This window comes from Deltaproteobacteria bacterium, assembly GCA_005879535.1.
Lineage (GTDB): Bacteria > Myxococcota > Myxococcia > Myxococcales > 40CM-4-68-19 > 40CM-4-68-19.
The window spans coordinates 1-25,319 of sequence record VBKI01000045.1; the positions used below are offsets into that span (position 1 = coordinate 1).

Below are 25,319 nucleotides of genomic sequence, written 5' to 3' on the forward strand. Positions count from 1 at the left end.
ACGCGGATCCAGAAGATCGCCGGCCCTGGACTGCACCGGAACTGGGTCACGATCCCGCACGTCACCAACTGCGAGGACGCCGACATCACCGACCTGGAGGCGTTCCGGGTGGCGCTGAACAAGGAGCAGGAAGTGAAGGTCACCCTGCTCGCTTTCCTGATGAAGGCTTGCGTCGCCGCGCTGCAGAAGTTCCCCAACTTCAACAGCTCGCTCGAAGGCGATCACCTGGTCGTCAAGAAGTACTGGAACATCGCCTTTGCCGCCGACACCCCGCAGGGGTTGGTCGTCCCGGTGGTGAAGGATGCGGACAAGAAAGGCGTCTTCGCCATCGCGAAGGAGACGTCGGAGCTGGCGGCGAAGGCACGCGACGGGAAGCTCGCGCCTGGCGACATGCAGGGCGCGACGTTCACCATCTCCTCGCTCGGTGGGATCGGAGGCACCTATTTCACGCCGATCATCAGCGCTCCGGAGGTCGCCATCCTCGGCGTTTGCCGCGCGCAGATGCGGCCGGTGTGGAACGGATCGGAGTTCAACCCCCGCCTGATCCTGCCGCTCTCGCTCTCCTGGGATCACCGGGTCGTGGACGGCGCGGGCGCGGCGCGGTTCAATACCTTCCTCGCCGGACTGCTGGGCGACGCCCGCAGGATGCTGCTCTGATGGAAGTCCGCGTTCCCGACATCGGCGATTTCAAGGACGTGCCGATCATCGCCGTGCTGGTGAAGGCCGGCGACCGGATCGAGCAGGAACAGCCCATCGTCACGCTCGAGTCGGACAAGGCGACGGTGGACGTTCCGGCGCCCGCGGCCGGGACCGTTGCGGACGTGCGCGTGAAGGTCGGCGACAAGGTATCGGAAGGATCGGTCCTGCTGATCCTGGAGACCGCCGGGAAGGCGGCCGAGCCGCAGAAGCCAAAGCCGGCCGCTCCCGAGCAGGGGCCCAAGGCGGCCCCTCCCGAGGAACCGGCACGGCGAGCGACGCGTGAAGAATCGCACGCCGCCGCGGCCCGCACGGAAGGCGGGCCATTCGACTGTGACGTCCTCGTGCTGGGATCGGGCCCCGGCGGATACGCCGCCGCCTTCCGGGCGGCCGACCTGGGTAAGCGCGTGGTGCTGATCGAGCGCTACAAGGCGCTGGGCGGCGTCTGCCTCAACGTCGGCTGCATCCCGTCGAAGGCGCTGCTCCACGTCGCCAGCCTGATGGACGGCGCGCGCGATCTCGCCGGGCATGGCGTTTCCTTCGGCGACGCCCGCATCGAAGTGGAGAAGCTGCGCGCCTGGAAAGACAAGGTGGTGGGTCGCCTCAGCGGCGGCGTGGCGATGATGGCGAAGGCGCGCAAGGTGGAAGTGGTCACGGGCGAGGGGAAGTTCACCGGACCGCATGAGCTGGCGGTCGGCGAGCGCCGCATTCGTTTCGACAAGGCGATCATCGCGGCGGGCTCGCAGGCGGCGAAGCTGCCCTTCCTTCCCGATGACCCGCGCATCGTCGATTCCACCGGCGCGCTGGAGCTGCCGGCGGTGCCGCAGCGGATGCTGGTGATCGGCGGCGGCATCATCGGGATGGAGATGGCGACCGTCTACTCGACGCTCGGCTCGCGCATCGACGTCGTCGAGATGCTCGAGGGATTGATGACCGGCGCAGACCGCGACCTCGTCCAGGTCTGGCAGAAGAAGAACGCGCCCCGCTTTGATCGCCTGATGCTGAAGACCAAGACCGTCGGCGCGGAGGCCGCGCGCGATGGCATCCACGTCCGCTTCGACGGCGGCGCGGAACCGGCCATCTACGATATGGTCCTGGTGTCCGTCGGCCGCACGCCCAACGGGAAGAGGATCGGCGCCGAGGCGGCCGGCGTCCAGGTGGATGACCGCGGCTACATCCCCACCGACAAGCAGATGCGGACGAATGTGCCGCATATCTTCGCCATCGGCGACATCGCCGGTCCGCCGATGCTGGCGCACAAGGCGACGCACGAAGGCCATGTGGCCGCGGAGGTCGCGGCCGGGCACAAGGCCTCCTTCGACGCGCGGCAGGTTCCGTCGGTCGCCTACACCGATCCGGAGATCGCCTGGGCCGGTGCCACCGAGGACGAGCTGAAGAAGAGCGGGACGGAGTACGGCAAATCGGTCTTTCCCTGGTCGGCGAGCGGGAGGGCCATCGCCAATGCCCGCGACGAAGGGTTCGTGAAGCTGCTCTTCGACAAGGCGAACGGGCGGGTGATCGGAGGCGGCATCGTGGGTCTGAACGCCGGCGACCTCATCTCCGAGATCTGTCTGGCCATCGAGATGGGCGCCGACGCGGAGGACATCGGGCGCACCATCCATCCGCATCCCACGCTCGGCGAGAGCATCGGACTTGCGGCAGAGGTGTTCACCGGAACGTGTACCGATCTTCCCCCACCGCGCCGGCGTTGATAGAACCCGCCTTTCGAGGCCGTCTGGCGGAACTGGCAGACGCAGTGGACTCAAAATCCACCGGGGTAAAACCCGTCCCGGTTCGATTCCGGGGACGGCCACTTCTGGAGCATCGGCGGTGATCAACCTCCTTCTCGCATTGGCGGCCGGCGTACTCGGGTTCCTGGTCTTCTACGTGACCGGCATCGCGCACGCGCTCGGGTCGATCTTCCCCGGAGCGGTGGCGGCGATCGGCACCTACATCCTTCTCGCCCGCCGGACCGGCAAGCAGCTGGAGGCGGTGATGGGAGTGGCGCAGAAGGAGATGATGGCGCGCAAGCCGGACCGCGCCGTCCAGGCGCTCCAGGACGCCTTCGCCCTCTCCCGCTGGCAGTTCGGCATTTCCTCCAGTCTGCACGCGAACATCGGCGTGCTGCTCTACGTGCAGAAGAAGTACGACGAGGCCGAGCCGCACCTGCGCAAGGGAGCGGCGACGATGATCAAGCTCTGGCTCGCGCAGGCCATGCTCGGCGCCATCCTGTTCCGGCGCAAGCAGTACCCCGAGATGGAGAAGGTGTTCGACGGCGCCATGCGGGGAAACAAGGGCGAGACCCTGCTCTACGCCGTCTACGCCTGGGTCGAAAACCAGCGGGGCGAGAAGAAGAAAGCCATCGAAATTCTTCAGAAGGGCGTGAAGGAGAATCCCTCGGACGAGAAGCTGAAAACGCTGCTCGGCCGCGCCCAGAACGACAAGCGGCTGAAGCTCGATGGCTGGGGCGAGCAGTGGTGGCAATTCTGGCTGGAAACGCCGCCGATGATGACCGGTCCGGCAGGCGGCGCCGTGTTCAGCGGGCGACAGCGATTTGGCCGCGGGGGGGGATTCAGGCGTTAGCGACGGATGCTTTGAGACGGGCACAACGCCGCGGCAGGCAGGCGACTGTCCCCTGTCGTCCTACATCTTGGCGTTCCTACAGCCGAATCGCTACCTTCCCGGCGGGCTGTTGGGTGGCGTGCGCTCAGGGGAGACGGCGTGAACGTCCGGGTGGTGGGGGCTGGGGAGGCGGCGGAGACGCTGCGAGCGGCGCTGGCGCGTGTGGGGCTCGCCGAGCGCGCCGGAGAGCCGGCTGCCTTCGTCTGCACCGTGGACGATCTCTCCCGCGCCATCGCCATGCGCGAGCTCGCCCAGGTCACCGGTCCGATCGTCGTGCTCACCGACGACGCCGCATCCGCCATCGAGGCGGGCGCAGACGACGCCGGCGGGACCGCCGACGAAGTAGCGCGGCGGGTTTCCGCGCGCATCCGCGCGCCCAAGGTCTCACGGCTGGAAGAAACGCCGATGGCAGAGCCGCCGGCGGCCAGCGGCCGGCGGCAGAAGCCGTTGATCCTCGTGGTCGAGGACGATGAGGATGCGCGGATGGTGCTCACCGAGCTCCTCCGTCCCCGCTACGACGTGGACGCGGTCGGCGACGGCGAGACGGCGCTCAAGCGCGCCGCGGAGCTGAATCCGGACCTGGTGCTCCTCGATCTGTTCTTGCCCGGCATGGATGGATTCGGCGCGCTCACCGGGCTGCGCCGCAACTCGAAGACGGCGGACACGCCGGTGATCTTCCTCTCCGCGCAAGGCGACGCCGAAACGAAGTCGCAGGGCCTCTCGCTCGGCGCCGCGGACTACCTGGCGAAACCCTTCAGCGAGCAGGAGCTGATGGCGCGCGTCGATCGCACCCTCAAGCTCACCGCGCAGAAGGAGCACTTCCGCGCGCTCGCCCAGACGGACGGCCTCACCGGCCTGCCCAACTTCCGGTCCTTCCACGCTCGCCTGGAGGAGGAGGTCTCACGGGCCCACCGCTACGGTCACCCCTTGGCGTGCGCGATGGTCGACCTCGACGGGCTGAAAGAGATCAACGACAAGCTCGGGCACGCGGCGGGAAACCGCGCCATCGTCGCCCTCGCCGACGCCGTTCGCGAGGAGCTGCGCGACACCGACTTCGCCGCCCGGTACGGAGGCGACGAGTTCGTCGTCCTGCTGCCGCAGACCAACGAGACGCAGGGAGCACAGTTTGCCGAGCGCCTGCGGCGTCGACTGGTCGAGGTCAGCCAGGATGCCGGCCTGCCGGTGCGCGGCTCCATCGGCGTTGCCGCGGTCAATGCGGGCGAGCTGGACTCTGCGGACGCGGCGGAAGACCTGCTTCGGCGCGCGGACGAAGCGCTGTATCGGGCGAAGCGCTCGGGGCGCGACCGGGTCGAGGTCGCGCAGGTGCCTCATTGAGACGTCTTACCCGATACCGGTGACCTTGATTTCCGGCGGCGCGCTGGTCTCGACGTCGTCGTCCGAATCGTCGTCGCGCCGCGGACCGCGTCCCGAGTACCGGTACAGCTTGTTGTAGAGCGTCTTCTCGCTGATGCCGAGCGCCTGCGCGGTCCGCGCCTTGTTGTTCTGCAAGCGCGTCAGCGTCGCGAGGATGTACTCCTTCTCGATCTCGCGCAGCGGCAACCCGTAGGGGAGCTTGAGATATGCGCTCTCGCCCCCGCCGGCAGCGAGCTCGCTGGGAAGATGCTCGGCCTCGATGACGCCGCTGCCGCAGAGGATCACCGCGCGCTCGAGCGTGTTGCGCAGCTCGCGGATGTTTCCCGGCCAGCCGTAGTCCGTCAGCCGCTTCATCGCCTGCGGGGAGACGCCGTGGAGCTTCTTGCCCGCCTCCCGCGCGAAGCGATCGATGAAGTGTTGCACGAGGACCGGGATGTCCTCGTGCCGCTCCTTCAGCGGCGCGAGGTTGATGTGGAAGACGTTCAGGCGGAAGTAGAGGTCCTCGCGGAAGCGGCCGCCCTTGATCTCGTCCTTGAGCTCGCGGTTCGTGGCGCTGATCACGCGCACGTCGACCGCGATCTCGCTCTTGCCGCCCAGACGGCGGAGCCGCTCCTCTTCGAGCACGCGGAGGAACTTCGCCTGCAGCTCGATGGGAATCTCGCCGACTTCGTCGAGGAAGAGCGTCCCGCCGTCGGCCAGCTCCCAGGCTCCGAGGCGCCTCTGCTCGGCGCCGGTGAAGGCTCCGCGCTCGTGACCGAACATCTCGCTCTCGATGAGCGTGGCGGGAATGGCCGAGCAGTTGATGGCGATGAACGGCTTGTCGCGGCGCGGGCTGAGCTGATGGATGGCGCGGGCCACCATCTCCTTGCCGGTGCCGCTCTGGCCGGTGATCACCACGCTGGCCTTGGAAGGAGCCACCTTCTCCACCAGCTCCATCGCGCGCCGCATCGGGGGCGAGTTGCCCACCAGCCCGACGCCGGAATCGACCTGGCCCAGGCGCCGGCGCAGGACCTGCATCTCGTGGAGGGTTTCCTTCTTCTCCAGCGCGCGCTGGAGGATGACCCTCAGGCGCGCCGGGTCGAGCGGCTTCTCCACGAAGTCGAAGACGCCTTCGCGGACGGCCTCGACCGCGGCGTCGATCGTCCCCTTCCCGGTGATGATCACGACCGGGGTGTCCGGTTGCTCCTCTCGCAACGCGCGGACGAGCGCCAGCCCGTCCAGCTTCGGCATCACCAGGTCGCTGATGATCACGTCCGGGTGGGTCTCGGCGGCGAGCTTCAGCGCACCGTGGCCATCGGCCGTCTGATCCACCTCGTAACCCCACCGCTGCAGAAGCTCCGCAAAAAGCTCTCGAGTGGACTCTTCGTCATCGACGATCAGGATGCGGGCCTTCGGCATGACGGGTGGTTACCTCGGGTGGAGAAAGGAGAGTGAGAGGCGGGCGCCCCCTGCCGCAGGGGTTTCGATCGAGAGCTCGCATGCTGCCTCGGGGGCGAGCCGGCGCGCGGCGTCGAGGTGCGGAAGCGCCTGCTCCCTGTTGCCGACACCGCCGTCGGCGCGCAACTGCAGGATCGCGACCGCCCCGCGCGGCTGGACGCTCGCCGCGACTCGCCCGCCGTCGCGAGCATGCTCGATGCACACGACCAGCGCGTGGGCGATCAGATCACCGAGATACAAGCTCTCCGAGCTCACCATCAGCGTTGCGGGAGCGCTGTTGGTCAGCTGAACGGACGCGCGGCGGGCCTCGTAGGCGAAGAGAACGAAGGCGCGCTTCAGGGCGGCGCCAAGGTCCGGCGTCAGGTGCTGCGGCGCGGCGAAATCGCCGAAGGAGCGGAGCAGCGCATCGACACGGCCGATGCCGTCGCGCATGGCAGAGAGGTGCTTCTCGATGGGGGAGCCGCCCTTCAGCTCCGGGGACGCCAGCTTCTCGGACATCAGCTGCAGGTGGAGCACCATGTTGTGCAGCGGATTCTTGCCTTCGTGCGCGAGCCCGATGGCCACCTTCTCGAGCAGCCGGGCACGATCAGCGGCACGCCCCTGCACGTCCTCGCCCGCCGGTCTGGGAATCCTCTGAATTGGGTACCCCATATGACGCCTCGCCGCCGTCCGGCGCAGACTCGGCCGCGACATCGATCGGGCGCAACTTGCCGTCCGCTGGAGTTTTTACTGCCCAACGCTGACGGCGCTACAGGGAGTTGAAAAAAATACGCCCGGCGCGCAGCGGCTAGTTTGCGTTGTAGGTCTCCGCCGTGGTCGTCGAAGAGGCGTCGGTCCCGCCCGAGGCGAGCTGTTCGAGCACCGTGCTCGTCAGCGGCGCGAGGCCGAAGTTCTTGCGCCGCTCCAACATGCTGGCGGTCGGGCGCTGACTTCCCAAGTCGGGATCGTACCGCTCGCAGGACGCGAGCGTCGACGTCCCGTCCGTGCCTCCGCAGAGCAGGATGTTGAAGTTCGAGAGGCCGATCGCCGCGTGGCTGCTTCGCGCCGCGCGGAGGTTGGCCGTGGCCGTAAAGGTAGCGGTGCCCGGTTTGAACAGAAACTGCGTCGCTGACGCAGTGCCGTTTCCACTGCCAGTGACCCCACCGGAGACAAACACCCACCCGGCGTTCACCCCGCCAACCAGCATTGCGGTGTGGCCGCGCTTGTCCTCGACGGTGCTGGTCGTCGACACCCTTCCGGTATTGCTGAACGAACCGCTTCCGCTCGGGTTGAACAACTCGGCGGTGTCGTTGCCCGTGACTCCGCCCACGATCAGGACGTTGCCCGTCCCCAGGAGGGTCCCGGTGAAATTGGACCTCGCCTGGGCCATTGAACTGCCGACGTTCGCCACCGTAGGCGTTGCGGCGGTACCAGCGTCGTAATTGATGGCGGTGGACAGGTCCGTTGTGCCGTTCGTTCCCCCAGCGATCAGCACGTGGCTCGAGTCGAGAAGCACGGCGATGTGCCGGGCCCGTGCAGCCGTCACCGTGCCGGTCGTGATGTCGGTCGTAGTCGAGAATGTATTCGTTGCGGGGTCGTAGAACTCAGCTGTCACCGTTGGGGTGGTCAGGTTGGCGGCCGTGTATCCGCCGGCAAGCAGGACCTTGCCGCCATTGTTCGGCGCGCCCGATGGAATCTTCACCGCCGTGTGGAAAGCCCGCGGGAAGTTCATGGTCAGGGTGCCCGGTGGTGGCGTGCAGCTACCGTTGGCGTCGCAGAGCACTGCCGTATTCAGCGGCGTACCGGCCGCCGTCGCGCCGCCCGCGATGAGCACCTTGCCGTTGTCCAATGCGGTCACCGTGACGCCTTGGCGCGCCTCGGCGGCGTTCTGGCTCAACAGGAACCACGACCCCGGAGCGATCGTCGCCGTCGCCGTCGCCGTCGCGGTCGCACCGGCGAGGTTGGTCACCGTGAGCGTGTAGACGGTGTCGAATTGGATGTCGTTGAAGGTCGTGCTGGTCGCGCCGGCCGCCGTTCCGTTGATGGTCGCGGTCCCGCCATGCGCGTCGTACGTGTGATTCAGGGTAACCGCATCGCCACGGGCGAAGAATGCGGTGCTCGTTCCCGAGACGGCAAAGACGAAGCTGTTCGTCATGATCGACGGCTGCGGTTCGACGGTGACCACGACGCGGCTGAAGACCGACGTCGATGCGGCATTCTGAACCGTCGCCGTGAACGTGCACGTGGAAGTAGACGTCACCGTCGGCGCGGTCGGGTTCGGGTTCGAGGACCCATTGCCGCTGGCCAGCGGGATGGTGAATCCGGCGATCGACCCTTGCGTGCAGGCGACAGTGACCGACGCATTCCCGGTCACTCCCGTCGTCTTGACGGACAGGGGAATGGCCTCCCCGGACGTCACGTGCACGGTCGAGGAACCGAACTCCGTGATCACCGGCGAAGCGACGACCGTGATCGTCACGCTGGCCGGCTGGCCGCCGCTCCCGGTGGACACCGAAACGCTGGTCGTCGGATTCGTCACGGTCAGCGTGTAGGTCGTGAGCGCAGTGGGCGCGACCACCACCGTCCCGCCGCTCGTGATGGGAATGTTTCCCGGCGTGATGACGCCGTTGCCGCCTACGAAAGTCGCCTGCAGCGCCGCGCTCGAACCCGAGGTGATGGTCGTGGAGGTGCCGAACGTCATGATGTTCGGAGGGACGCCGACGTGGACCACGAGTGGAATCGAAACGGAATCCGGCACCGTCGCAGCGTTGCTGATCACGACCGTATAGTCGAGCTCGGTCGTGGACGAGTCCGTCGTCGGAATCGTCACTGTGATCTGCCCACCTGACGTCATGGTCGATCCCTTCGTCGCGCCAGCCGCGTCCTTGACGACGGCGGTCATTCCGCTCCCGAACGTGGGCGCCGTGAAGGTGAACGAGCCGTTCTGTCCTTGCTGGATGGAGCTCGGGCTCACGCTGGCATTGCCAGTGAATGACGCGGGCCCAACGACGGCGACCGACACGTTGGACGGCTGCCCAGTGGTTCCCGACTGTACGGAGACGCCTGAGCGGCTGGTCACGCGCAGCGAGTAGGAAGTGAGAACGTCGGGACTCACCAGTAGTGAGCCGCCGGTCGCGATGCCCACGCTGCCGCCGCTGCCGTCGCTGATGGTCGCCGTCGCGCTAGTGCCGGTGAACGACGCACTGATCACGGTCGTGGTACCCGCCGTGATCGTCGTCGAAGTACCGCCGGCTACGGTGAAGCTCGTGATGACCGGATTCGCATTGTCCACATGCAACGTGCCGTTTGCCGTTGCCGTCGTTGCATCGCCGGCAGTCAGTGTCGCCGTCAGTTGCCGATCACCGTCCGTGAGCGTCGTCGTATTGACGTCGAAGGCGTAGAGCGGCGGCGTCGCCGCGGGCGTCGAGGCGGTGAAGTTCGTCGACCCGGCCGCGAGCGCGACGCTTTGTACGCCGCTCGATGCCCTCGCCGAAACGATGACGCGGACGGTGCCGCTCAGGAAATCGGTCGCCGCATGTCCCTCGGCTCCGACGACCGCCACCGAAGCGTTGGCGCTGGACGTCCCGGCGGTGCACTTCCCTGAAACGCAAACCGGATAGTCGTTGGGGCAGGAGAAATCCTCGACGCAGGGAATCTGATTCCCCGCCTCGACGCTGCACGCTGCGGCCGCGAGTGCGAGGACCGCCAGGACGCGGATGGGAATCATCTTCGATGTCTCGGTCATGCCAGCCCTCGGCCGGCCCAGAGCGCGTCGGGCCGGGCGTTCAAGGAAGTTCGAAGAGTCAGAAGGCAAAGAGCGCCGTCGCAATGCCCGCCGCGACCAGGCCACCCGCCAGGCCGACGAAGCTCAGCGTCTTGTTCTGTCGCTCGGTCTCCAGCAGTCGCTGCGCTTCGGCGCCGCTGTGGACCTTGCCGGTCAAGTCGTTGTGCGCGGAATTCGCCTGGGTGAAGGCATAGGCGCCCCCGCCGAGCGCCGCGATTGCCACGCCCGCGGTGACAAAGGCCATGGTGCGCTGGACCCCGCTGGAGGAGCGCACCTGCGTCTCGCGCGGGAACGGAGTCGCGGCGACCGCGGCGACGGGCACCACCGTCCTCTCCGGCGGGGGCGTCGCCATCGCGATGGGCTTCGCCGGCTTCGGGGGCTCCTTCATAGCGACCGCGGGAGCCGCCTCTTTCTTGCCGGTGTCCGGTTTCGCCGCGACGCCGGGAAGCGGCAGCGGCGGCACAGGCGTGGCGGACGCGACCCTTTCCGGCTCCTTCTTCGCCGGCGCCGCCGCACCCCCCGGCAATGGCAGCGGCGGTGGAAGGAGCTTGTCGTTCGCTGCCGATTGCGCCGGGGCTGGAGATGCCTCGAGTCCAGGCAGCGGCAGCATCGGTTCCGACTTCGCCGTCCGGAGGGGTGCAGCAGGGCTGGGAGCCGCCGCGGCCTCCGCGCCGGGAAGCGTCAGTCCCGGTCCCGGCAGAGCAAGCATTTCATGGGGAGAAGCCTCGAGCTGGACAAGCTTCGCCTTGACCTTCGAGACGTTCGCGGGCAGCGCCAGCGGGTCGCTGAGGTAGGCCTCGTAGCTCTTCTTGGCTTCCGCCTTGTTCCCGAGGCGTGCGTACGCGTCGCCGATACCGATCAGGTACTCGGCATTCACCTCGGCCTTGTACGCCGCCTTCCATTCCTTCAGCGCCTTGCGCCAATCGCCGCGCTTTTCGGCTTTTCGCGCCGCGCTCACATGGGACTGTCCGCTGGCAAACGCGGGGGCCGCAACACACACGACGATGGCGACTGAAACGGGCGCAAACGCTCGCATGGCTGCCCCCTCTGCCGCCGAAGGCTCCCCGGCGGGGTGCTCGCTCAAGCATTCCGCCGGGTTGGGGGGTTATGTCAAGCAGTCTGCTTTTCGGGCAGCGGGGCGAGCGCCGGCTTTTCCGACGAAAGATCCACCAGCTCGATCCCCACCTTCCGGGCGACCTCGAAGATGCGTTCGTCCCGGTAGAACTCGCCGTACACGATCCGCTTGATCCCCGCGTTGGCGATCATCTTGAAGCACGGCCAACACGGGCTGGCGCTGGTGTAGATGTCCGCACCCTCGATACGCACGCCGTTGCGCGCCGCCTGAAGGATTGAGTTTGCTTCGGCGTGGATCGTCGCCACGCAGTGCCCGTTCTCGAGCAGGTGACCCACCTCGTCGCAGTGCGGCATTCCCCGGATGCTGCCGTTGTAGCCGGTGGAAAGGATGATGCGGTCGCGGACCAGGAGCGCTCCCACGTGCTTGCGATCGCACGTGGCTCGCGACGCTACCACGGTCGCGATCTGCATGAAGTAGCTGTCCCAGTCGGCGCGCATGGCGCCAAGTCTAAGCCGGCCGCCGCCGCTCCGCCTAGAGCTCTACTGTCCGCGCGCGATCGGCGCCGCCAGCGGCGCCGCACCGGCCATCACCGAGCCTTCCCTGAGGCCCGCGAGCTTTCCGATCCCGGCGCGCGCGACGAACGCGCGGATCTTGAAAGGGGGCGAGAGAAACGTCTCGCCGGGCATCGGCACGTCGAAGGAAAACTCGTCCTTGCTGAGCCCGCCAAAGGCCACCTTCGCGGTCCGATACCCTTCGACCAGGCCGACCAGGCGCCCCGATGGGACGTCGAAGACGCCGCCGCCCGACGCTCCGTAGCCAATCGGCGCGTCGGTCTTCATCGCTCGCTGAACGCGGGGGTCCTGCTCGTCGAGGTCGAGCTGGCTGACGATGCCCGAAGAGACGCTGAGGGCACGGCCATAGGGAGCGCCGACCACCACCACGTCGTCGCCGACATCCACGTGCTCTTCGCTTGCCAGCTGCGCCGGCGCCAGCGTCTCCCCGTAGACCGCGAGGAGCGCGAGGTCTTCGTCGGGCACCTTGCCTTCGGCGATGACCCGGGCCGGCAGCCGGTGCAGCTTCGGCCGCTCCACGACGACCTGGAAGGAAGCCGTCCCCGAGAGACCTTCGCGCTGGACGACGTGCTCGTTCGTCAGCACGAACGAAGTGTCGCCGTCCGTCGCCACCACCACACCGCTGGCGGTGCGCTCGACCTTCCCGCGAACCAGGACTTCCACCCGGACGCTGTGGCGGAGCGCCTTCTGCACCACCCTGCTCTTTTCGCTCTTGGCGAAGGCGGGTAGCGCGAGAAGCGCGAGCAAGGCGGCGGCGATGCGAAAGGTCAAGACGCCTCCCTTCGGGTTGCCTCTCCTTCAACAGTACAAGCGGGTGCTCCGATTCCAAAATGTCCGACAGTTTTGCAGGACAAGTGCGACATTTCCTCTGGTACGCTGTGCGCGTGGGTCGCAAACGCAGCTCTACGCCCCTCATCGTCATCGGGTTCTTCGTCGGCCTGCTGCTGGCCAGCCTGGACCACATCCTCCCCGCAGCCCGGCTGCAGGAAGGCGTGGGGCGCTGGGTAGTAGTGCTCGTCGACTGGGTTGCTCCGCCGCTGGCGGGCGTGCTGCTCTCGGGGGCGCTGCTCTACGCCCAGCGCGCGCGAAAGCTGCACGAGGCCGAGCGCGCGGCTGCGCAGGTCCTGGCGGAGCGGCTGGCGGGAACGGAACGCCGCCAGGCGATCTGGGTGATCGCGGCAGCGGTGGCGCACGACGTCAAGAACCCGCTTCACAACCTGGCCCTGCTCGTCGAAGAACTCGCCGAAGAGAAGGACCCCGGCGCCCGCGACGAGCTGATCCGCCGCATCCGCGAAAACGTGACCCGGGCCAGCGACCGGCTCTCCGAGCTCTCGCGCGCGGGCAAGGGGCAGGAAGGCGTCGATCAGATCATCGATCTCGCCCGCGCGCTCGAGATGGTGCGCGAGCGCCTGACGCCGGCGCTGCAGGAGACGGCAACGGTGCTGCACATCGAGTGCCCGCGCGGACTGTCCGTCCGCGGAGACGAGCACGCGGTGCGCAGCGCAGTGGAGAACGTGGCCGCGAACGCGCTCGAGGCCCTCCAGGCGCGCGGGCCGGGCGGCAAGCTTTCGCTGCGGGCGGCGCGCAAGGATGGCACCGTGGAGCTGGTGATACAGGACGATGGTCCTGGGGTCCCGGAACAGCTCCAACCTCGTCTTTTTACTCCGTTTGCCTCGGGAGATGGAGGCACCGGTCTCGGTCTGGCCATCGCCCGGGCGCTGGCACGGGCGGGCGGCGGCGACCTGGTCTTCGCGGGCTCCGCAGGCGGCCGTACGACCTTCCGGTTTACTTTTCAGCCGGCCTGAGGGTTAACCTCCCACATGCTTCCCGATCGCGCCGAAACCGTCCCACGCACGGCCCCGCGTTCCATTCTCCTCGTCGAGGACGAACCGGATGCCCGAACCATCCTCTCGCGGCGCTTGCAGGCGTTCGGGTGGAACTGCCTGGCACATGCGAGCGTGGAAGGCGCGCTGTCGGATCCCGACCTCCGTTACGTCGACGCCGTGGTCGCGGACGTGGTGCTCGGCGAGGGCAAGATGTCGGGCATCGATCTGATCCCCGCCCTGCGCAAGCAGGAGGTGCGTGCCCCGGTAGTGCTGGTGACGGCATTTGCCGATACCCAGCGCGTCAAGGCGCTTCGGCAGATCCTCGACAAGGTAACCACGGTGGACGTCGATCTCGCGCGCCTCGTGAACCGCGCTCTCTCCAAGGCGCGGCTGACGCGCAAGGAAGAGGAGGTCGCCCGCCTGGTTCTCAAGGGGCTCACCTCGGCCGAGATCGGCGCGATGATGGGCAACAGCGAGAAGACCATCAAACAGCATCTGACGCAGGTCTATGCGAAGCTCGGCGTCGCCGGCCGCGCGGAGTTCTTCCACCTCGTCTTCCCGAGTTAGCCGCGCGGTCGCCTGGGTCGGAGGCGCCGTGCTTCGACGAGAGCCGTACCGGCTGCTGTTCCCCCTCGGCGCCCTGCTCGCATGGGCGGGCGTCCTCCCCTGGCTGTTCTTCGCCTTCCGGCTGCGCAGCATCTACGAGCCCGTCACCGGCGTGCTCGCGTACCGCTCCTTCCTCCATCCGCTGGCGGAGCTGGACGGTTTTCTCGGCTGCTTCGCGGCGGGAGTGATCCTCACCGCGCTCAGGCCGCCTCCCGCCGGATGGCAGATCGTGGTGGCCGCCGTCGCGCCCTTGATCAGCGCCACCTGCGCGGCCATCGGCCAATGGCAGCTCGGACAGGTCGCGTCCCTCGCCCTGCTCGCGGTGATGCTCCAGTTCACGCTCCGGCGTCTGTCGCGCCCGCTCTCGCCGAGCCTCTTGTGGATCGCCTTCGGGTTCTTGATGGGTGCCGGAGGCGCGGCCGTTGCCGAGCTCGCGGCGACGCGCGGAAGCTCCTGGTTCTGGGTGCACGAGATGGGGCGAGACCTGGTCATCCAGGGGCTCTTCACCGGGCTCGCGGTCGGCGCGGGCCGGGTGATGCGCACCGGGGATCGCACTCATCCGGCGCTGCACCTCGTCGCAGGCGCCGTGTTCATCGCCAGCTTCTGGGTGGGACCCCGCTTCGGAACGCACCTGGGGTTCGCCATCCGCGCCGCGGTGACGATCTGGCTCGCGCTTCCTCTGCGGCCGGAGTGGGAGTTCGGCCCGCGCAACCTGCGGCGCTCGTTTGCCCACCTCGCGCTCTGGATGCTCGCCGTCGGCAACGCCTGGATCGCCGTGGCTCCGCAGATCCGGCGCGCCGGCCTCCACGTGATCTTCCTCGGCTGTTTTACCGCGCTCCTGCTCGCCGCCCTGTTTCCCCGCGCGGGCGAGGCGCCGGCGTTCCCCCTGCGCAAGCTGGCCTGGGCGGGTAGCCTGGTGGCGCTCTCGATGATCGGCCGGGTGATGGTCGAGCTCGACCCGACCTGGTTCCACCTCTGGATGGGAATCTCTGCCGCCTCGTTCCTGGCGGCCACGATCGCCTGCTTGCGCGTGCCGGTGCGGACCCCTCAGTCCGTGTAGCGCTTCGCCAGCAGCAGGATGATCCCGTCCTTGGCGCAGTGCTCGCAATAGCCGTACTTCTGCAACCCCGCGAGCGTCTCCTGCACCTGCGCCTGCTCTCGCGCCGCGAGCTGAGCCTTCTCGTCGCCCAGGTACCGCAGGACGCGCTCGGCGTTCTTCCGCAGCGTCCGCTTGCGCTCGTCGAAGAAGTGATCGCGCAGCCGGCGGAAGAGATCGGGAAAGATCTGCGAGTAGTCGATCTGTCCTTCGGGATGCTCGAGCCGGTGCGCACCCACCGCCGCGATCAGCCCGCGCCGGAACTCCCGCCGGTCTTCGGAGCCCGCCATCACGATGGCTTCCGTCTGCGCCATCATCTCCTCGTCGGGCCGCTCCATCTCCCCGGTGTGTGGATTGCGAAGCCGCTCTCCGCGCGTCCAGGCGAGCACGTGCAGGACGTACCGCTCGAACATCGTCCGGTACTGCTTCTCGGAGACGAGACCCATGGCCTCGCGCACTTCCTCGTCGAGCACGTCGAGGTACTCCCCTTCCGCCACCCGCACGAACTCCTCGTGGTCGTGGTAGCCGTCCACCACTTCCTGCTGCAGGAACTCGTAGACGCTCTTGTCCCGGGTGAGCGATTCCAGCTCTTCCAGCACTGCCTGTGGCGTCAGGCAGCGGTAGGCAGGATTCTGCGCGGCGTTTCCGATCGCCGTCTTCAGCTCGCGTGCGCTGGCCCCGGTGCGGCCTTCGTAGTTGGGATAGTTGTCCGACTCGCGCCAGAAATCCTGCAGGTGTTTGCGCAGCTCGCGGGCCTGCTGCGAGGAGAGGCGGTCGGGCGCGCGTCCCTCGTCGTAGAGGCGCGCCTTTTCCAGGGGCGTCAGGTGATCCGCCAGCTTGCGCAGGTCGCCCTTGTATCTGTCGCTGACCGGCTTCTTCAGCCGCGTGAGCACGGCCCAGAGCGCCCCCACCCAGGTCGCGTGCGGCGCCACGTGCTTGCCGACGGTCTCGCGCAGCCGGAACTCGTAGACGCGCCCCTCTTCCTGCACGCGGCGCAGGTACGGCACCCGCACGAGCTCGATGCGGCCCTTGAAGGAAGCGAAGTCCCCCATCTCCTTGAAGGCGGAGAGGTGCTTCTCATTGGTCGAAGCGACCAGCACCGAGTCGAGGTGCAAGAGGAAGTGGTTCATGCGGGCGATGCCCGTCTCCACCGTCCCGAGCAGGTACTTGTAGTGCTCCAGGGGCCGCTTCAACAGGTCGGAGAATTCGATCACGCCGCGGTTCCCGGAGACCAGGGGTCCGAACGGCTCGTAGAGCGAGAGGTTCTGCAGCGTCCCCGGGAGCGCGCCGTGGCTCTTGTCCGCCGTCACTTGCCGGTAGTCGGCGTCTACCGACATCTGCGGCTCGACGGTGACCGCGCCGATCATGTACCGGCGCGAAACGTAGAAGCGCTCCACTTGCACGTGCCGCAGCACCTTGAGGACGTCGCCGTTGTACGACTGCAGAAGCGCCGCGTAGAGGTGCCGGCACTTGTGGCACAGCTCGCCCTCGAGGACGCCGGCGGTGAGCTCGAAGTCGGCGCCGGGCTTGGTGTGCTCGGCGAGGAGCCGCTGCCGCTCTCCCCGGGGAACGAGGAACAGCGGGTGGTCCCTCATCTCGCAGGCGAGACGCGCGTCGATCTGCTCGCCTTCGAGATGCGCGTAGGTCTCGACCGCTCCGGTCCCGAGCTTGGTCTCGCCGAACCCGATCGAGCCCTTCACCAGCCGCTCGTTGGGGAAGATCCAGTTGAAGCGGTAGAGCGCGCCCTCGTCCTTGCGCGAGTAGTCCTCGAGCGCGCGCTGCAGCGCGGCGACGAGCGACGATTTCGCCGAGCCGTTGGGACCGTGGAGCAGGATCAGCTTGTGCACCCGGCCGGCGCGCACGAACGAGTGGAGGATGCGGTAGATGGCGTTCTGGACTTCTTCCTGTCCGACCACCGGCGCGCCGCCCTCGCCTTCCTGCACGCCCGTGGCCTGGTCGAAGGGACGATCGAACAGCTTGAAGCGGCGCACGCTGCCGGACGCCCGCTGGACGGTCTCCGTCCCGTAGTAATCGAAGCAATCGCGGATGTACTGCGCGGCGTCGCGAGCGTGCACGCGCGGCGCCTCGAAGAATGCCTCCATGTATTCCTGGAAGGCGAGGATCGTCTTGTTCGCGAGGAACGAGCGGCGGACCTGTTCGCCGACGGACTTTAAATATCGGGCTGAATCCACCATGGTGTACTCTACCACTCCGTGAGCAAGATCATCGGAATCGATCTCGGCACCACGAACAGTTGCGCGGCCATCGTCGAAGGAAGCGCGGTCAAGCTCATTCCTTACAAGGGCGGCGAGTTCATCATTCCGTCAATTTTTGCGATCGACGACAAGGGCAACGAGCTGATCGGCCACGAGGCGAAGCGCCAGTGGCAGTTGAATCCGAAGAACACGGTGTACGCAGCCAAGCGGCTCGTCGGGCGCTCCTACAGCAGCGACGTCGTCGAGCAGATGAAACAGCAGGTCGCATACGAGCTCAAGCCCGGCGAGCGCAACGACGTGGTTCTCGACGTCGGGCACAAGAACTTCCGCCTCGCCGAGATCAGCGCGAAAATCCTGAACAAGATCCGGGTCGTCGCGCAGGACTACCTAGGCGAGAAGGTGACGCAGGCGGTGGTGACGGTCCCCGCGTACTTCACCGACCGCCAGCGCCAGGCGGTGAAGGACGCCGGCAAGCTGATCCAGCTCGAGGTGGTGCGGATCATCAACGAGCCCACCGCGGCGGCGCTCGCCTACGGCATCGGGAAGAACCTGCACGAGACGGTGGTGATCTACGACCTGGGCGGCGGGACGTTCGACATCTCCATCATCGAGATCCGCGATCGCGTCTTCGAGGTGAAGGCCACCGGCGGCGACATCTTTCTCGGCGGGCTCGACTTCGACCAGGCGATGATCGAGTACGTGCTGCGCGATTTCGCCGAGAAGAACGGCATCGATCTCTCCACGGATCCGGTAGCGATGCAGCGGATCAAGGACCTGGCGGAGCGCGTGAAGATCGATCTCAGCAGCCGCGAGCAGGCGCCGTTCTCGGTGCCGTTCGTCACCATGACGGCCCAGGGGCAGCCGCTGAACATCGACTTCGTCTTCACCCGCGGTCTGCTCGAGGAGATCACCCAGGATCTGGTGGAGCGGACGGTGGAGATCCTCACCCGGGTGATGGATGACGCCGGCCTCGACCCGAAGAAAGTCGATGAGCTCTTGCTCGTCGGCGGCCAGACGCGAATGCCGGCGGTGCAGAAGCGGCTCACCGGGATCTTCGGAAAGACGCCCTCCAAAGGGGTGCACCCGGACGAGGCCGTCGCCATCGGCGCGGCTCTCTACGCCAACTCGCTGGAGGACAACTCCAACCTGCGCTTGCAGCTCCTCGACGTAATCCCGATGGCCATCGGCCTGGAGAGAGCGGGCGGGGAGTTCCACACCGTCTTTCCCCGCAACGCTCCCATCCCGAACGCCAAGGCGGTGGAAGCGACCACCAGCTACGACGGCCAGACGGATGTGGCCATGCGCATCTTCCAGGGCGACAACCCGCACGTCTCGCACAACGAGCTGCTCGGCGACTTCCTCTTCAGCGGTCTGAAGGCCGGACCCAAGGGGAGGGCGCGGCTGGAGATCACCTTCGACGTGAACATCGAGGGGATCCTGACGATGTCCGCCAGGGACCTCGACACCGGCAAGCAGATGAAGACCGCCGTCCGCGTCACGCAGCACTGATGCTCGACGCGGCGTCGGTGCACGCCTCGGCGCCCGTCGCCGACCTGCACGCGCATCCGGCCCTGAACGCCTACTATCTGCGGCGCGATCTCGGGCGGGAGCACCGAGGGCCGCGGAAATGGAACCCCCTCCGCCAGCAGATCGATCTGCCGCGGGCGCGCGTGGGCGGGCTGCGCGTCCTCACCAACTGCGTGTACGCCCCTTCCGTGCTGCCAATGAGCCCTTTCCGCGCCGCGCTGGGCGGGCTAGCCGCGCTCGAACGGCTCTGCGCGCGCCACCCTGCCCTCGCCCAGGTCGCCCGGAAGAAGGGCGATGTCCGGCCCATCGTGCAGAGTGGAAAAATGGCGGTGATCCACGCCGCGGAAGGAGGGCACCACGTCGAGCGGTCGCTGGAGAAGCTGGAGCGCCTCGCGGAGCGGGGCCTGCGTTACCTCACGCTGACGCATTTCGTGCACAACGGCGTGGCCCAGCCCGCGAAGCTGCCGCGGTTGCCGTTCTTCTCGCTGCTGCGCGGCGCGCCTGGGCTGACGCCGTTCGGGCGAGAGCTGGTGCGTCGCTGCGAGGAGCTGGGAGTGCTCGTCGACGTGACGCACTGCTCGGACCGCTCGTTCGCCGACGTGCTCTCGGTCGCAAGCCGGCCGCTGCTCGCCACGCACACCGGTTTCCGCCGCTTCGCTGGTTACGAGCGGAACCTGTCCGACGAGCAGGCGCGCGAAATTGCGCGTACCGGCGGCGTGATCGGCGTGATCACCTGGAACGATCTGCTCGGGGGCGATTCCATCGAAGCGATGGCGGACTCCATCGTGCACGGAGCGACCGTGGCCGGCGCGCGACATGTCGGCATCGGGACCGACTTCGACGGATGGGTCTTCAGCGCGAGGGGAATCCGGGATGCGACTCGGTATCCCGCCCTCACCGAGAAACTGGTACAGCGCGGGTTTTCCGAGGAAGAGCTGCGGGGCATCCTCGGCGGCAACTACCTGCGGGTGCTGGGCGAGGACTACGCCTCCTGAGCGCCGGCCGGCGGCATCGCCGGGACAGGCTTGCGGAAGTTCGTCGCCATCAGCCCGCCCATCACCAGCGTCGGCAGGAGCTGGACGGCGTGCAGCCCGATGGCGAACGCGGCGGCGTGACCGGGGTCGCCGCCGAACGCCACCAGCGCCGTTCCGGCGCCGAGCTCGAAGTTGCCGAGCGAGGCAGGCGGCGAAGGGATCGCCAGCGCCAGATTGACGCCGAAGATGACCCCCATCGCCTGCGGCAAGCCGTGTGGAAGGTGGAATGCCGCAAGGGCGAGCATGGTCACCGCGATCTCCAGGGTCCAGGCGAAGGCGGAAAACATCGCCGCCTGCGCCACCGCCCGTGGATTCCGGGCGGCCATCAGCCCGGATCGGGCGCGAGCTACCGCGTTCGCGATCCGTCCGCTGGGCAGCGACTCCGGGTGCTTCGCCAGCCAGAGAAAGGTGAGGACCAGCGTCACCGCCCCGATCATTCCCAGCCAGACGACGACGGCCATCCATCGCGGCACGGGCAGGAGCGCCGGCAACAGCGCCGCGAAGGCGAACATCACGACACCGTTGACGCTGTGGTCCAGCGCGACGGTGCCGAGCGCCGTGGCGCGAGCGATTCCCGTGGCCCGCGCGAGGAGCTCGGTGCGCACCGCTTCTCCCGCGCGCATCGGTAGAAAGGCGCTCGCTGCCTGCCCCACGTAGATGGCGGCGACCGGAGTGGAGCGCGGAACCCGACGGATTCCCCGCACCAGCGATGCCCAGCGAAGCCCCTGCAGGGCGGTGCAGGGCACACAGACCACAACGGCCAATAGCGCGAGGCCGAGATCGACGCCCTGGAACGCATGCGAGACCTGGTTCCAGTCCAGCCTGCGGGCAAAGACCAACACGCAGGCGCCGACCAGGACCCAGACCGCGACGCGCAGCAGAACGAGCAGCCGTTCACGGGTCATGCTGCGCGAATCTAGTCACCGCTCCTTGACTTGCGGCTGTTCGCCATTGGACCGCGCGACCGGCGCGGTCGCCTGGGGCGCGGGTTGTGGGCTCGTCCCCGAAGCGGCGTGCGGCGTGGCTGCCGGTGGCGGCACGGCCACGGGCCGCTGCTGAATCACGTTGCCGAAGCCCGTCGGGGGAGGACTGGACTGCGGCCGCGCCTGGACGGAAGGCTGCGGAGCGCCGTACCACGTCGGCCGCGGGCGGGCCGTCGCCGGACCCTGCGGCACACCGCGCGGCCCTTGGGGAATCGCCATCGGCTGTCCGTTGCGGGCAGGGACCGCAACCGGGGCGGTTCGCGGCCTGTAGAACATCACGGCGCCGAAACCCGTCCGCGCTGCCGAGGGCGTTCGCGCATCGCCGATGGCCAAGGGACGGACCGCCCTCCCGATCGCCCGCTCTACGGAGGCTACCGGGGGCCCGCTCTGCTGCCCGCCCGGCGCCCGAGCCGGCAACGGGATGACTCGCCGCTGCGGTCGGGGCACGACGTGATGGACGACCGGCTCGAGGAACGTCCGTGTGGGAACGACGACCCAGAGCGCAGGCTGCTCGACGTAAGAGTCGCGCACGCCCATCGGGCACCAGGCCGCATAACCATCGCTCCAACGCCAGCTCACCCACGCCGGCGCCCAGATGCTCCCCGGCACCCACATCCAGCCGACTGCCGGAGACCAGCCCCAGCGCCCGTAGTGGTAGACGGCCCATCCGAACGACTCGTCGCTCGCCCAGGCCCAGCCGGCGCGCGTCCATACCCAGCGGCCATAGGTGTACGGCTGCCAGTCCGAGGCGACATGCGTCGGCCGCCAGACGGTGCCGTATTCGGGGGTGTCGATCCATTCGCCGTTCCAGGTGAGCTCGGAGTCGCTGCGGAAGTCGTCGAAGGTCGGCCCGCTGCCTGCCGTGTAGTCGGCATCGTCCGGGTACGACTGCCAGGAATTGTCCGCCGGCTGCGACCCGTATCGATCGTCGCCGTAGCCATATCCGTCGGAGCCGGAGCCGTCCTGTGACCACGATCCCTGGTCCCAGCCGCTGCGGTCGTAGCCCTGCGCGAGAGCGGGGGCGGCGGCGAGGAGAACGGCGAGCAGGATTGACTTCATGGCGGGCCTCCCTGCTGCTTGGACGGCCGCCATGCTGGCATGTTCACGCAACCGCACAAACAAACCGCCGCGGCGGAAATCACGCCGTCTTGCGGTCCTTCTCGAAGAGCAGCGTGGGCTCTTCGCCGCGCATGATCACGCCCTCGGTGATCTTGCACTCCTTGATGCTGTCCCGGTACGGCACGTCGTACTGGATGTCGAGCATCGCATTTTCCATGATGGCGCGCAGGCCGCGCGCTCCCGCCTTGCGGCGCATGGCTTCGTGGGCGATCGACCGCAGCGCCTCGCGCGAGAAGGTCAGCTTCACCCGCTCCATCTCGAAGAGCTTCTGGTATTGCTTGACCAGCGCATTCTTCGGCTGGGTGAGGATGGTGACCAGATCGTCCTCGGTCAGATCGTCGAGGGTGGCGATCATCGGCAGGCGGCCGACGAACTCCGGGATCATCCCGAACTTGATCAGATCGGTCGGCTCGATCAGCTGCAGCATCTCGCCGACGCCGCGGTTGTCCTTCGGCTGCACGTGCGCGCCGAAGCCCAGCCCTTTCTCTCCTGCGCGCCGCTTGATGATGTTCTCGATGCCGTAGAAGGCGCCGCCGCAGATGAAGAGGATGTTCGAAGTGTCGACCTGGATGTATTCCTGCTGGTTGTACTTCTTGCCTCCCCGCGGGGTGACGTTGGCCCGGGTGCCCTCGATGATCTTGAGCAGCGCCTGCTGCACGCCCTCGCCGCCGACGTCGCGGGTGGGGCTCGGCGTGTCTCCCTTGCGCGCGATCTTGTCGATCTCGTCGATGTAGACGATGCCGCGCGCCGCCTTCTCCACGTCGTAGTCGGCCGCGTGCAGCAGGTTCTGGATGATGTTCTCGACGTCCTCGCCGACGTAGCCCGCTTCGGTCAGCGAGGTGGCGTCGGCGATGGTGAACGGGACGTTGAGAAAGCGCGCCAGCGACTGCGCCAGCAGCGTCTTGCCAGAGCCGGTGGGGCCGAGCAGGAGGATGTTCGATTTCTGCAGCTCGACGTCGCTGTCGCCTTGCTGCCGCGCGGCCTGCATCCCCGGACGCTGGCGGGCGGGCTTCTTCGAGTAGATGCGCTTGTAGTGGTTGTAGACGGCGACGGCGAGGATCTTCTTGGCACGCTCCTGACCGACCACGTAGTCGTCGAGGAACGTCTTGATCTCCATCGGCGCCGGGAGCGCGACGGCGGGACGGTTCTCCTCGCGCTCGCTTTCCTCGGCGATGATGTCGTTGCAGAGCTTGATGCACTCGTCGCAGATGTAGACGGTGGGGCCGGCGATGAGCTTCCGGACTTCCCTCTGCCCCTTCCCACAGAAGGAGCAGGAGAGATTGCCGTGGTGATGGCTGTCCTTCCGGCTCATGTCACCTCCTCCTTACAGGAGTGTACGCAAGGGGCTGCCGGCCGGGCAACCATGACCAGCGACAGTACGTAGGGAAATTTATAGAGGGTGGGTCCGACGCGCCAGAATCCGTTCGCGGCGCACACGATTTTCCTTGCTGGGCACTATGCTGCCGCTGGCTCCCCCGCTGTGGCAAGATCTTCCCACAGAATCGCGCAGCGCGTCGGTTGCGGAGCGACCCGGCGAGCGTCAACATCGGGTGTTGTCTTGAACCAGACCTTCGCGCTGCTGCTCTCGTACGACGGCGCGGCGTTTCGCGGCTGGCAGAAGCAGCCTGGAATGGCGACGGTCCAAGGGACGCTGGAGGGCGGGCTGCGCGCTCTCCTGGGAAAGCGACCGGTCGTCCACGGAGCGTCGCGAACGGATGCGGGTGTTCATGCCCTGGGCCAGGTCGCGTCGCTCGAGAGCGGCCGAGCCACGAATCTGGACGGCCTTCAGCTTCCTCCCGCGCTACGGCTCTTGCGCTGGACCATCGCGGAACGATCGTTCCATGCGCGCAGCAGCGCTATCGGAAAGCGGTACCGCTATGCTCTTCGCAGCTTCGTCCAGGGCGAGCCCGACTGGGAGCGTGCCCGCGCCGCGCTCCGGGGCCTCGCGGGACTGCCCCACCTCTCTGGACTTTGTTCCCCTTCCAGGGGCCACAAGCCTGCTCCACCGCTCACCTCATGGTCGCTCGGCGACGACGGCGTGCTGGAGGTGACGGGGAGAGCCTTTCGCAAGCACGAGGTGCGCAATCTCGCCGGCCACCTCGCGGCCATCGCGCTTGGATTCGCTACCCCTGACTCGCTCGCCGACCTGGCGCGCCGGACGCGTCCCTGGATGGGAGCGTGCGCTCCGGCACAGGGCTTGACGCTCCTCGAAGTGCTTTACCCGCCCGATCTGGACCCCTTTCGTTGACCCGTGCAATCACCGCCACGGCTTGGGCCGCCCAGTGGCCGGATCGATCTCCGCCGTCTGGAGCGGCGACTGCCCGATGCCTCCGGAACTTCCGAAGACGTACAAACGATTGCCACGGGACAGCACGGCGGGATTCATGAGCGGCCGCGCGAATGAGTCCGCGGGGTCTGCGCTCCAGGAAGTCACCGCGCCGGTCCTGGAATCGAGGCGGCCGATCAGTACCGTCGGTTCCCCGTCGGCGTTCCCACCGAGAACGTAGAAGAACCCGTGCACGACGATCGCGGACGGTCTCGCCCGCGTGTACGGCATCCGGCCCGCTTCGCGCCACGGGCTGAGCGATCCATCGCCGTTGACGTCGGCGCAAAAAAGCCGGTCGGAAGCGAACGAGGGTGCAATCGCGTAGACGCGCCCCTCGGCCGCGATCGCGGAAATGGTCGCGGAGGGACCGGGAAGCGGGGTCGTGGATCTCCACCCGCTGACCGACAAATCGGCGCCGAACGTGGCGAAACTGACGTCGGAGAGCGGCACGTCCACGCCGACGGCGTCCTGCGAGCCACCGAGCACGTAGATCCGGTTTCCGACGGCCACCGAGGCGTGATCGAAACGAACAGCGGGCATTGCCGCGGGAGACGGCGTCGCGAGCCATTGCCCTTCAAAGCCGTCGTCGCGAATGCACGAGGTGGACACCGCCGGCGTTCCTGGCACGTCGCGGTACTGCCGTCCTCCGGTAAGAACCAGGCATGTCGTCGTCTCGGAAACAGGCAGAACGGCCGCACCCTCATTGTCGTGGTGCGGGGGCAGGACCCCGCCGGCGTAACGGTCGCGGCCGATGGTCGTCCAGGGCATGCCCGAGTCGTCGAGAGGCGCCGTGAACGACGTCGGGGACGTCACCGCGAAGATGGAGTTTCCAGCGAAGAACGCGTATTCGCGCGAGGGGCCCATCTCGATGCCTGGTCGCCAGGTCGACGATGGCCATGGATAGACCGGATCCGACCGCGCCCACTGACCCGGGCCGGAATCGTTGACGGCGCGCACGCTGAAGCCGATCCGCGAGTATGGATCCAGATCGGTGAACGTCGTCTCGGTCGTCGTCACGCGCACGGGTGCATCTGCCGCTTTCTTCAC

The 25,319-nt window shown here is 67.5% G+C and carries 21 protein-coding genes and 1 tRNA gene; 11 read left to right on the forward strand and 11 right to left on the reverse strand.

Annotation, left to right across the window (positions count from 1 at the left end):
* The 5 genes from E6J58_03495 to E6J58_03515 form a co-directional block, all read left to right on the forward strand.
* On the forward strand, positions 1-657 hold a 657-nt coding region (locus E6J58_03495; protein ID TMB41159.1), incomplete at its 5' end, for a dihydrolipoamide acetyltransferase.
* Positions 657-2,408, forward strand: coding sequence for a dihydrolipoyl dehydrogenase (gene lpdA / locus E6J58_03500; protein TMB41160.1), 1,752 nt, complete (start codon positions 657-659; stop codon positions 2,406-2,408). The genes E6J58_03495 and lpdA, both read left to right, overlap by 1 nt.
* A 17-nt stretch (positions 2,409-2,425) precedes the next feature.
* Positions 2,426-2,509 (forward strand) — tRNA-Leu (locus E6J58_03505).
* Between the two features lie 17 nt (positions 2,510-2,526).
* Entirely contained in the window at positions 2,527-3,279 is a 753-nt protein-coding gene (locus E6J58_03510; GenBank protein TMB41161.1) for a hypothetical protein, read from the forward strand.
* A 138-nt stretch (positions 3,280-3,417) separates the two neighbouring features.
* Complete coding sequence (locus E6J58_03515; protein ID TMB41162.1) at positions 3,418-4,653, forward strand: diguanylate cyclase; 1,236 nt, start codon at positions 3,418-3,420, stop codon at positions 4,651-4,653.
* A 6-nt stretch (positions 4,654-4,659) separates the two neighbouring features.
* On the opposite strand, the gene E6J58_03520 is transcribed toward E6J58_03515, so the two are convergent.
* The 6 genes from E6J58_03520 to E6J58_03545 form a co-directional block, all read right to left on the reverse strand.
* Positions 4,660-6,090, reverse strand: coding sequence for a sigma-54-dependent Fis family transcriptional regulator (locus tag E6J58_03520; protein ID TMB41163.1), 1,431 nt, complete (start codon positions 6,088-6,090; stop codon positions 4,660-4,662).
* A gap of 9 nt (positions 6,091-6,099) precedes the next feature.
* Positions 6,100-6,780: a HAMP domain-containing histidine kinase gene (locus E6J58_03525; protein TMB41164.1), complete on the reverse strand. Its 681-nt coding sequence runs from the start codon at positions 6,778-6,780 to the stop codon at positions 6,100-6,102.
* A gap of 136 nt (positions 6,781-6,916) precedes the next feature.
* Positions 6,917-9,853: a hypothetical protein gene (locus tag E6J58_03530; GenBank protein ID TMB41165.1), complete on the reverse strand. Its 2,937-nt coding sequence runs from the start codon at positions 9,851-9,853 to the stop codon at positions 6,917-6,919.
* A 58-nt stretch (positions 9,854-9,911) separates the two neighbouring features.
* A complete protein-coding gene (locus E6J58_03535) occupies positions 9,912-10,850 on the reverse strand; it encodes a hypothetical protein (protein ID TMB41166.1) in 939 nt (312 codons plus the stop codon).
* A 152-nt stretch (positions 10,851-11,002) separates the two neighbouring features.
* The gene (locus E6J58_03540) at positions 11,003-11,464 is read right to left on the reverse strand and encodes a deaminase (GenBank protein ID TMB41167.1); all 462 of its coding nucleotides are present in this window, start codon (positions 11,462-11,464) and stop codon (positions 11,003-11,005) included.
* 42 nt (positions 11,465-11,506) lie between these two features.
* Positions 11,507-12,310: a trypsin-like peptidase domain-containing protein gene (locus tag E6J58_03545; GenBank protein ID TMB41168.1), complete on the reverse strand. Its 804-nt coding sequence runs from the start codon at positions 12,308-12,310 to the stop codon at positions 11,507-11,509.
* 113 nt (positions 12,311-12,423) lie between these two features.
* On the opposite strand from E6J58_03545, the gene E6J58_03550 reads away from it, so the two are divergent.
* The 3 genes from E6J58_03550 to E6J58_03560 are packed head-to-tail and all read left to right on the forward strand — an operon-like array spanning position 12,424 to position 15,031.
* Positions 12,424-13,344, forward strand: a complete 921-nt coding sequence (locus E6J58_03550) for a HAMP domain-containing histidine kinase (protein TMB41169.1) — start codon at positions 12,424-12,426, stop codon at positions 13,342-13,344.
* A gap of 15 nt (positions 13,345-13,359) precedes the next feature.
* Positions 13,360-13,932 carry a response regulator transcription factor gene (locus E6J58_03555; protein ID TMB41170.1) on the forward strand — a complete coding sequence of 191 codons (573 nt, stop codon included), beginning with the start codon at positions 13,360-13,362 and terminating at the stop codon, positions 13,930-13,932.
* Positions 13,874-15,031: an NnrS family protein gene (locus E6J58_03560; GenBank protein TMB41171.1), complete on the forward strand. Its 1,158-nt coding sequence runs from the start codon at positions 13,874-13,876 to the stop codon at positions 15,029-15,031. Before E6J58_03555 ends, E6J58_03560 begins: the two co-directional genes overlap by 59 nt.
* Here E6J58_03560 and E6J58_03565 read toward each other — a convergent pair.
* Positions 15,019-17,259, reverse strand: a complete 2,241-nt coding sequence (locus tag E6J58_03565) for a serine protein kinase PrkA (protein TMB41179.1) — start codon at positions 17,257-17,259, stop codon at positions 15,019-15,021. The two genes, E6J58_03560 and E6J58_03565, sit on opposite strands and share 13 nt — an antisense overlap.
* A 21-nt stretch (positions 17,260-17,280) precedes the next feature.
* Here E6J58_03565 and E6J58_03570 point away from each other — a divergent pair, with 21 nt between their 5' ends.
* Together E6J58_03570 and E6J58_03575 are read left to right on the forward strand one after the other, a co-directional pair.
* The gene (locus E6J58_03570; protein ID TMB41172.1) at positions 17,281-18,792 is read left to right on the forward strand and encodes a 2-alkenal reductase; all 1,512 of its coding nucleotides are present in this window, start codon (positions 17,281-17,283) and stop codon (positions 18,790-18,792) included.
* Positions 18,792-19,805 (forward strand): hypothetical protein, encoded by a 1,014-nt coding sequence (locus E6J58_03575; protein ID TMB41173.1) that lies wholly within the window; start codon positions 18,792-18,794, stop codon positions 19,803-19,805. Before E6J58_03570 ends, E6J58_03575 begins: the two co-directional genes overlap by 1 nt.
* Here the strand turns inward: E6J58_03575 and E6J58_03580 are convergent.
* From E6J58_03580 to clpX, 3 genes are all read right to left on the reverse strand, one after another.
* The gene (locus E6J58_03580; protein ID TMB41174.1) at positions 19,793-20,749 is read right to left on the reverse strand and encodes a flippase-like domain-containing protein; all 957 of its coding nucleotides are present in this window, start codon (positions 20,747-20,749) and stop codon (positions 19,793-19,795) included. The genes E6J58_03575 and E6J58_03580 overlap by 13 nt on opposite strands.
* Positions 20,750-20,764: 15 nt before the next feature.
* The gene (locus tag E6J58_03585) at positions 20,765-21,886 is read right to left on the reverse strand and encodes a hypothetical protein (protein TMB41175.1); all 1,122 of its coding nucleotides are present in this window, start codon (positions 21,884-21,886) and stop codon (positions 20,765-20,767) included.
* 79 nt (positions 21,887-21,965) lie between these two features.
* Positions 21,966-23,258 carry an ATP-dependent Clp protease ATP-binding subunit ClpX gene (gene clpX / locus E6J58_03590; protein TMB41176.1) on the reverse strand — a complete coding sequence of 431 codons (1,293 nt, stop codon included), beginning with the start codon at positions 23,256-23,258 and terminating at the stop codon, positions 21,966-21,968.
* 246 nt (positions 23,259-23,504) lie between these two features.
* Between clpX and E6J58_03595 the strand changes: the two genes are divergently transcribed.
* Entirely contained in the window at positions 23,505-24,194 is a 690-nt protein-coding gene (locus E6J58_03595) for a hypothetical protein (GenBank protein ID TMB41177.1), read from the forward strand.
* 9 nt (positions 24,195-24,203) lie between these two features.
* Here E6J58_03595 and E6J58_03600 read toward each other — a convergent pair whose 3' ends face one another.
* Complete coding sequence (locus E6J58_03600) at positions 24,204-25,295, reverse strand: hypothetical protein (protein ID TMB41178.1); 1,092 nt, start codon at positions 25,293-25,295, stop codon at positions 24,204-24,206.
* Between the last annotated feature and the right edge of the window lie 24 nt (positions 25,296-25,319).

Coding starts and splice junctions, on each gene's coding strand:
- E6J58_03540 (TMB41167.1), bottom strand. CDS start 11,464: ATGCGCGCCGACTGGGACAGCTACTTCATGCAGATCGCGACCGTGGTA.
- lpdA (TMB41160.1), top strand. CDS start 657: ATGGAAGTCCGCGTTCCCGACATCGGCGATTTCAAGGACGTGCCGATC.
- E6J58_03580 (TMB41174.1), bottom strand. CDS start 20,749: ATGACCCGTGAACGGCTGCTCGTTCTGCTGCGCGTCGCGGTCTGGGTC.
- E6J58_03530 (TMB41165.1), bottom strand. CDS start 9,853: ATGACCGAGACATCGAAGATGATTCCCATCCGCGTCCTGGCGGTCCTC.
- E6J58_03525 (TMB41164.1), bottom strand. CDS start 6,780: ATGGGGTACCCAATTCAGAGGATTCCCAGACCGGCGGGCGAGGACGTG.
- E6J58_03555 (TMB41170.1), top strand. CDS start 13,360: ATGCTTCCCGATCGCGCCGAAACCGTCCCACGCACGGCCCCGCGTTCC.
- E6J58_03575 (TMB41173.1), top strand. CDS start 18,792: ATGCTCGACGCGGCGTCGGTGCACGCCTCGGCGCCCGTCGCCGACCTG.
- clpX (TMB41176.1), bottom strand. CDS start 23,258: ATGAGCCGGAAGGACAGCCATCACCACGGCAATCTCTCCTGCTCCTTC.
- E6J58_03560 (TMB41171.1), top strand. CDS start 13,874: ATGCGAAGCTCGGCGTCGCCGGCCGCGCGGAGTTCTTCCACCTCGTCT.
- E6J58_03520 (TMB41163.1), bottom strand. CDS start 6,090: ATGCCGAAGGCCCGCATCCTGATCGTCGATGACGAAGAGTCCACTCGA.
- E6J58_03585 (TMB41175.1), bottom strand. CDS start 21,886: ATGAAGTCAATCCTGCTCGCCGTTCTCCTCGCCGCCGCCCCCGCTCTC.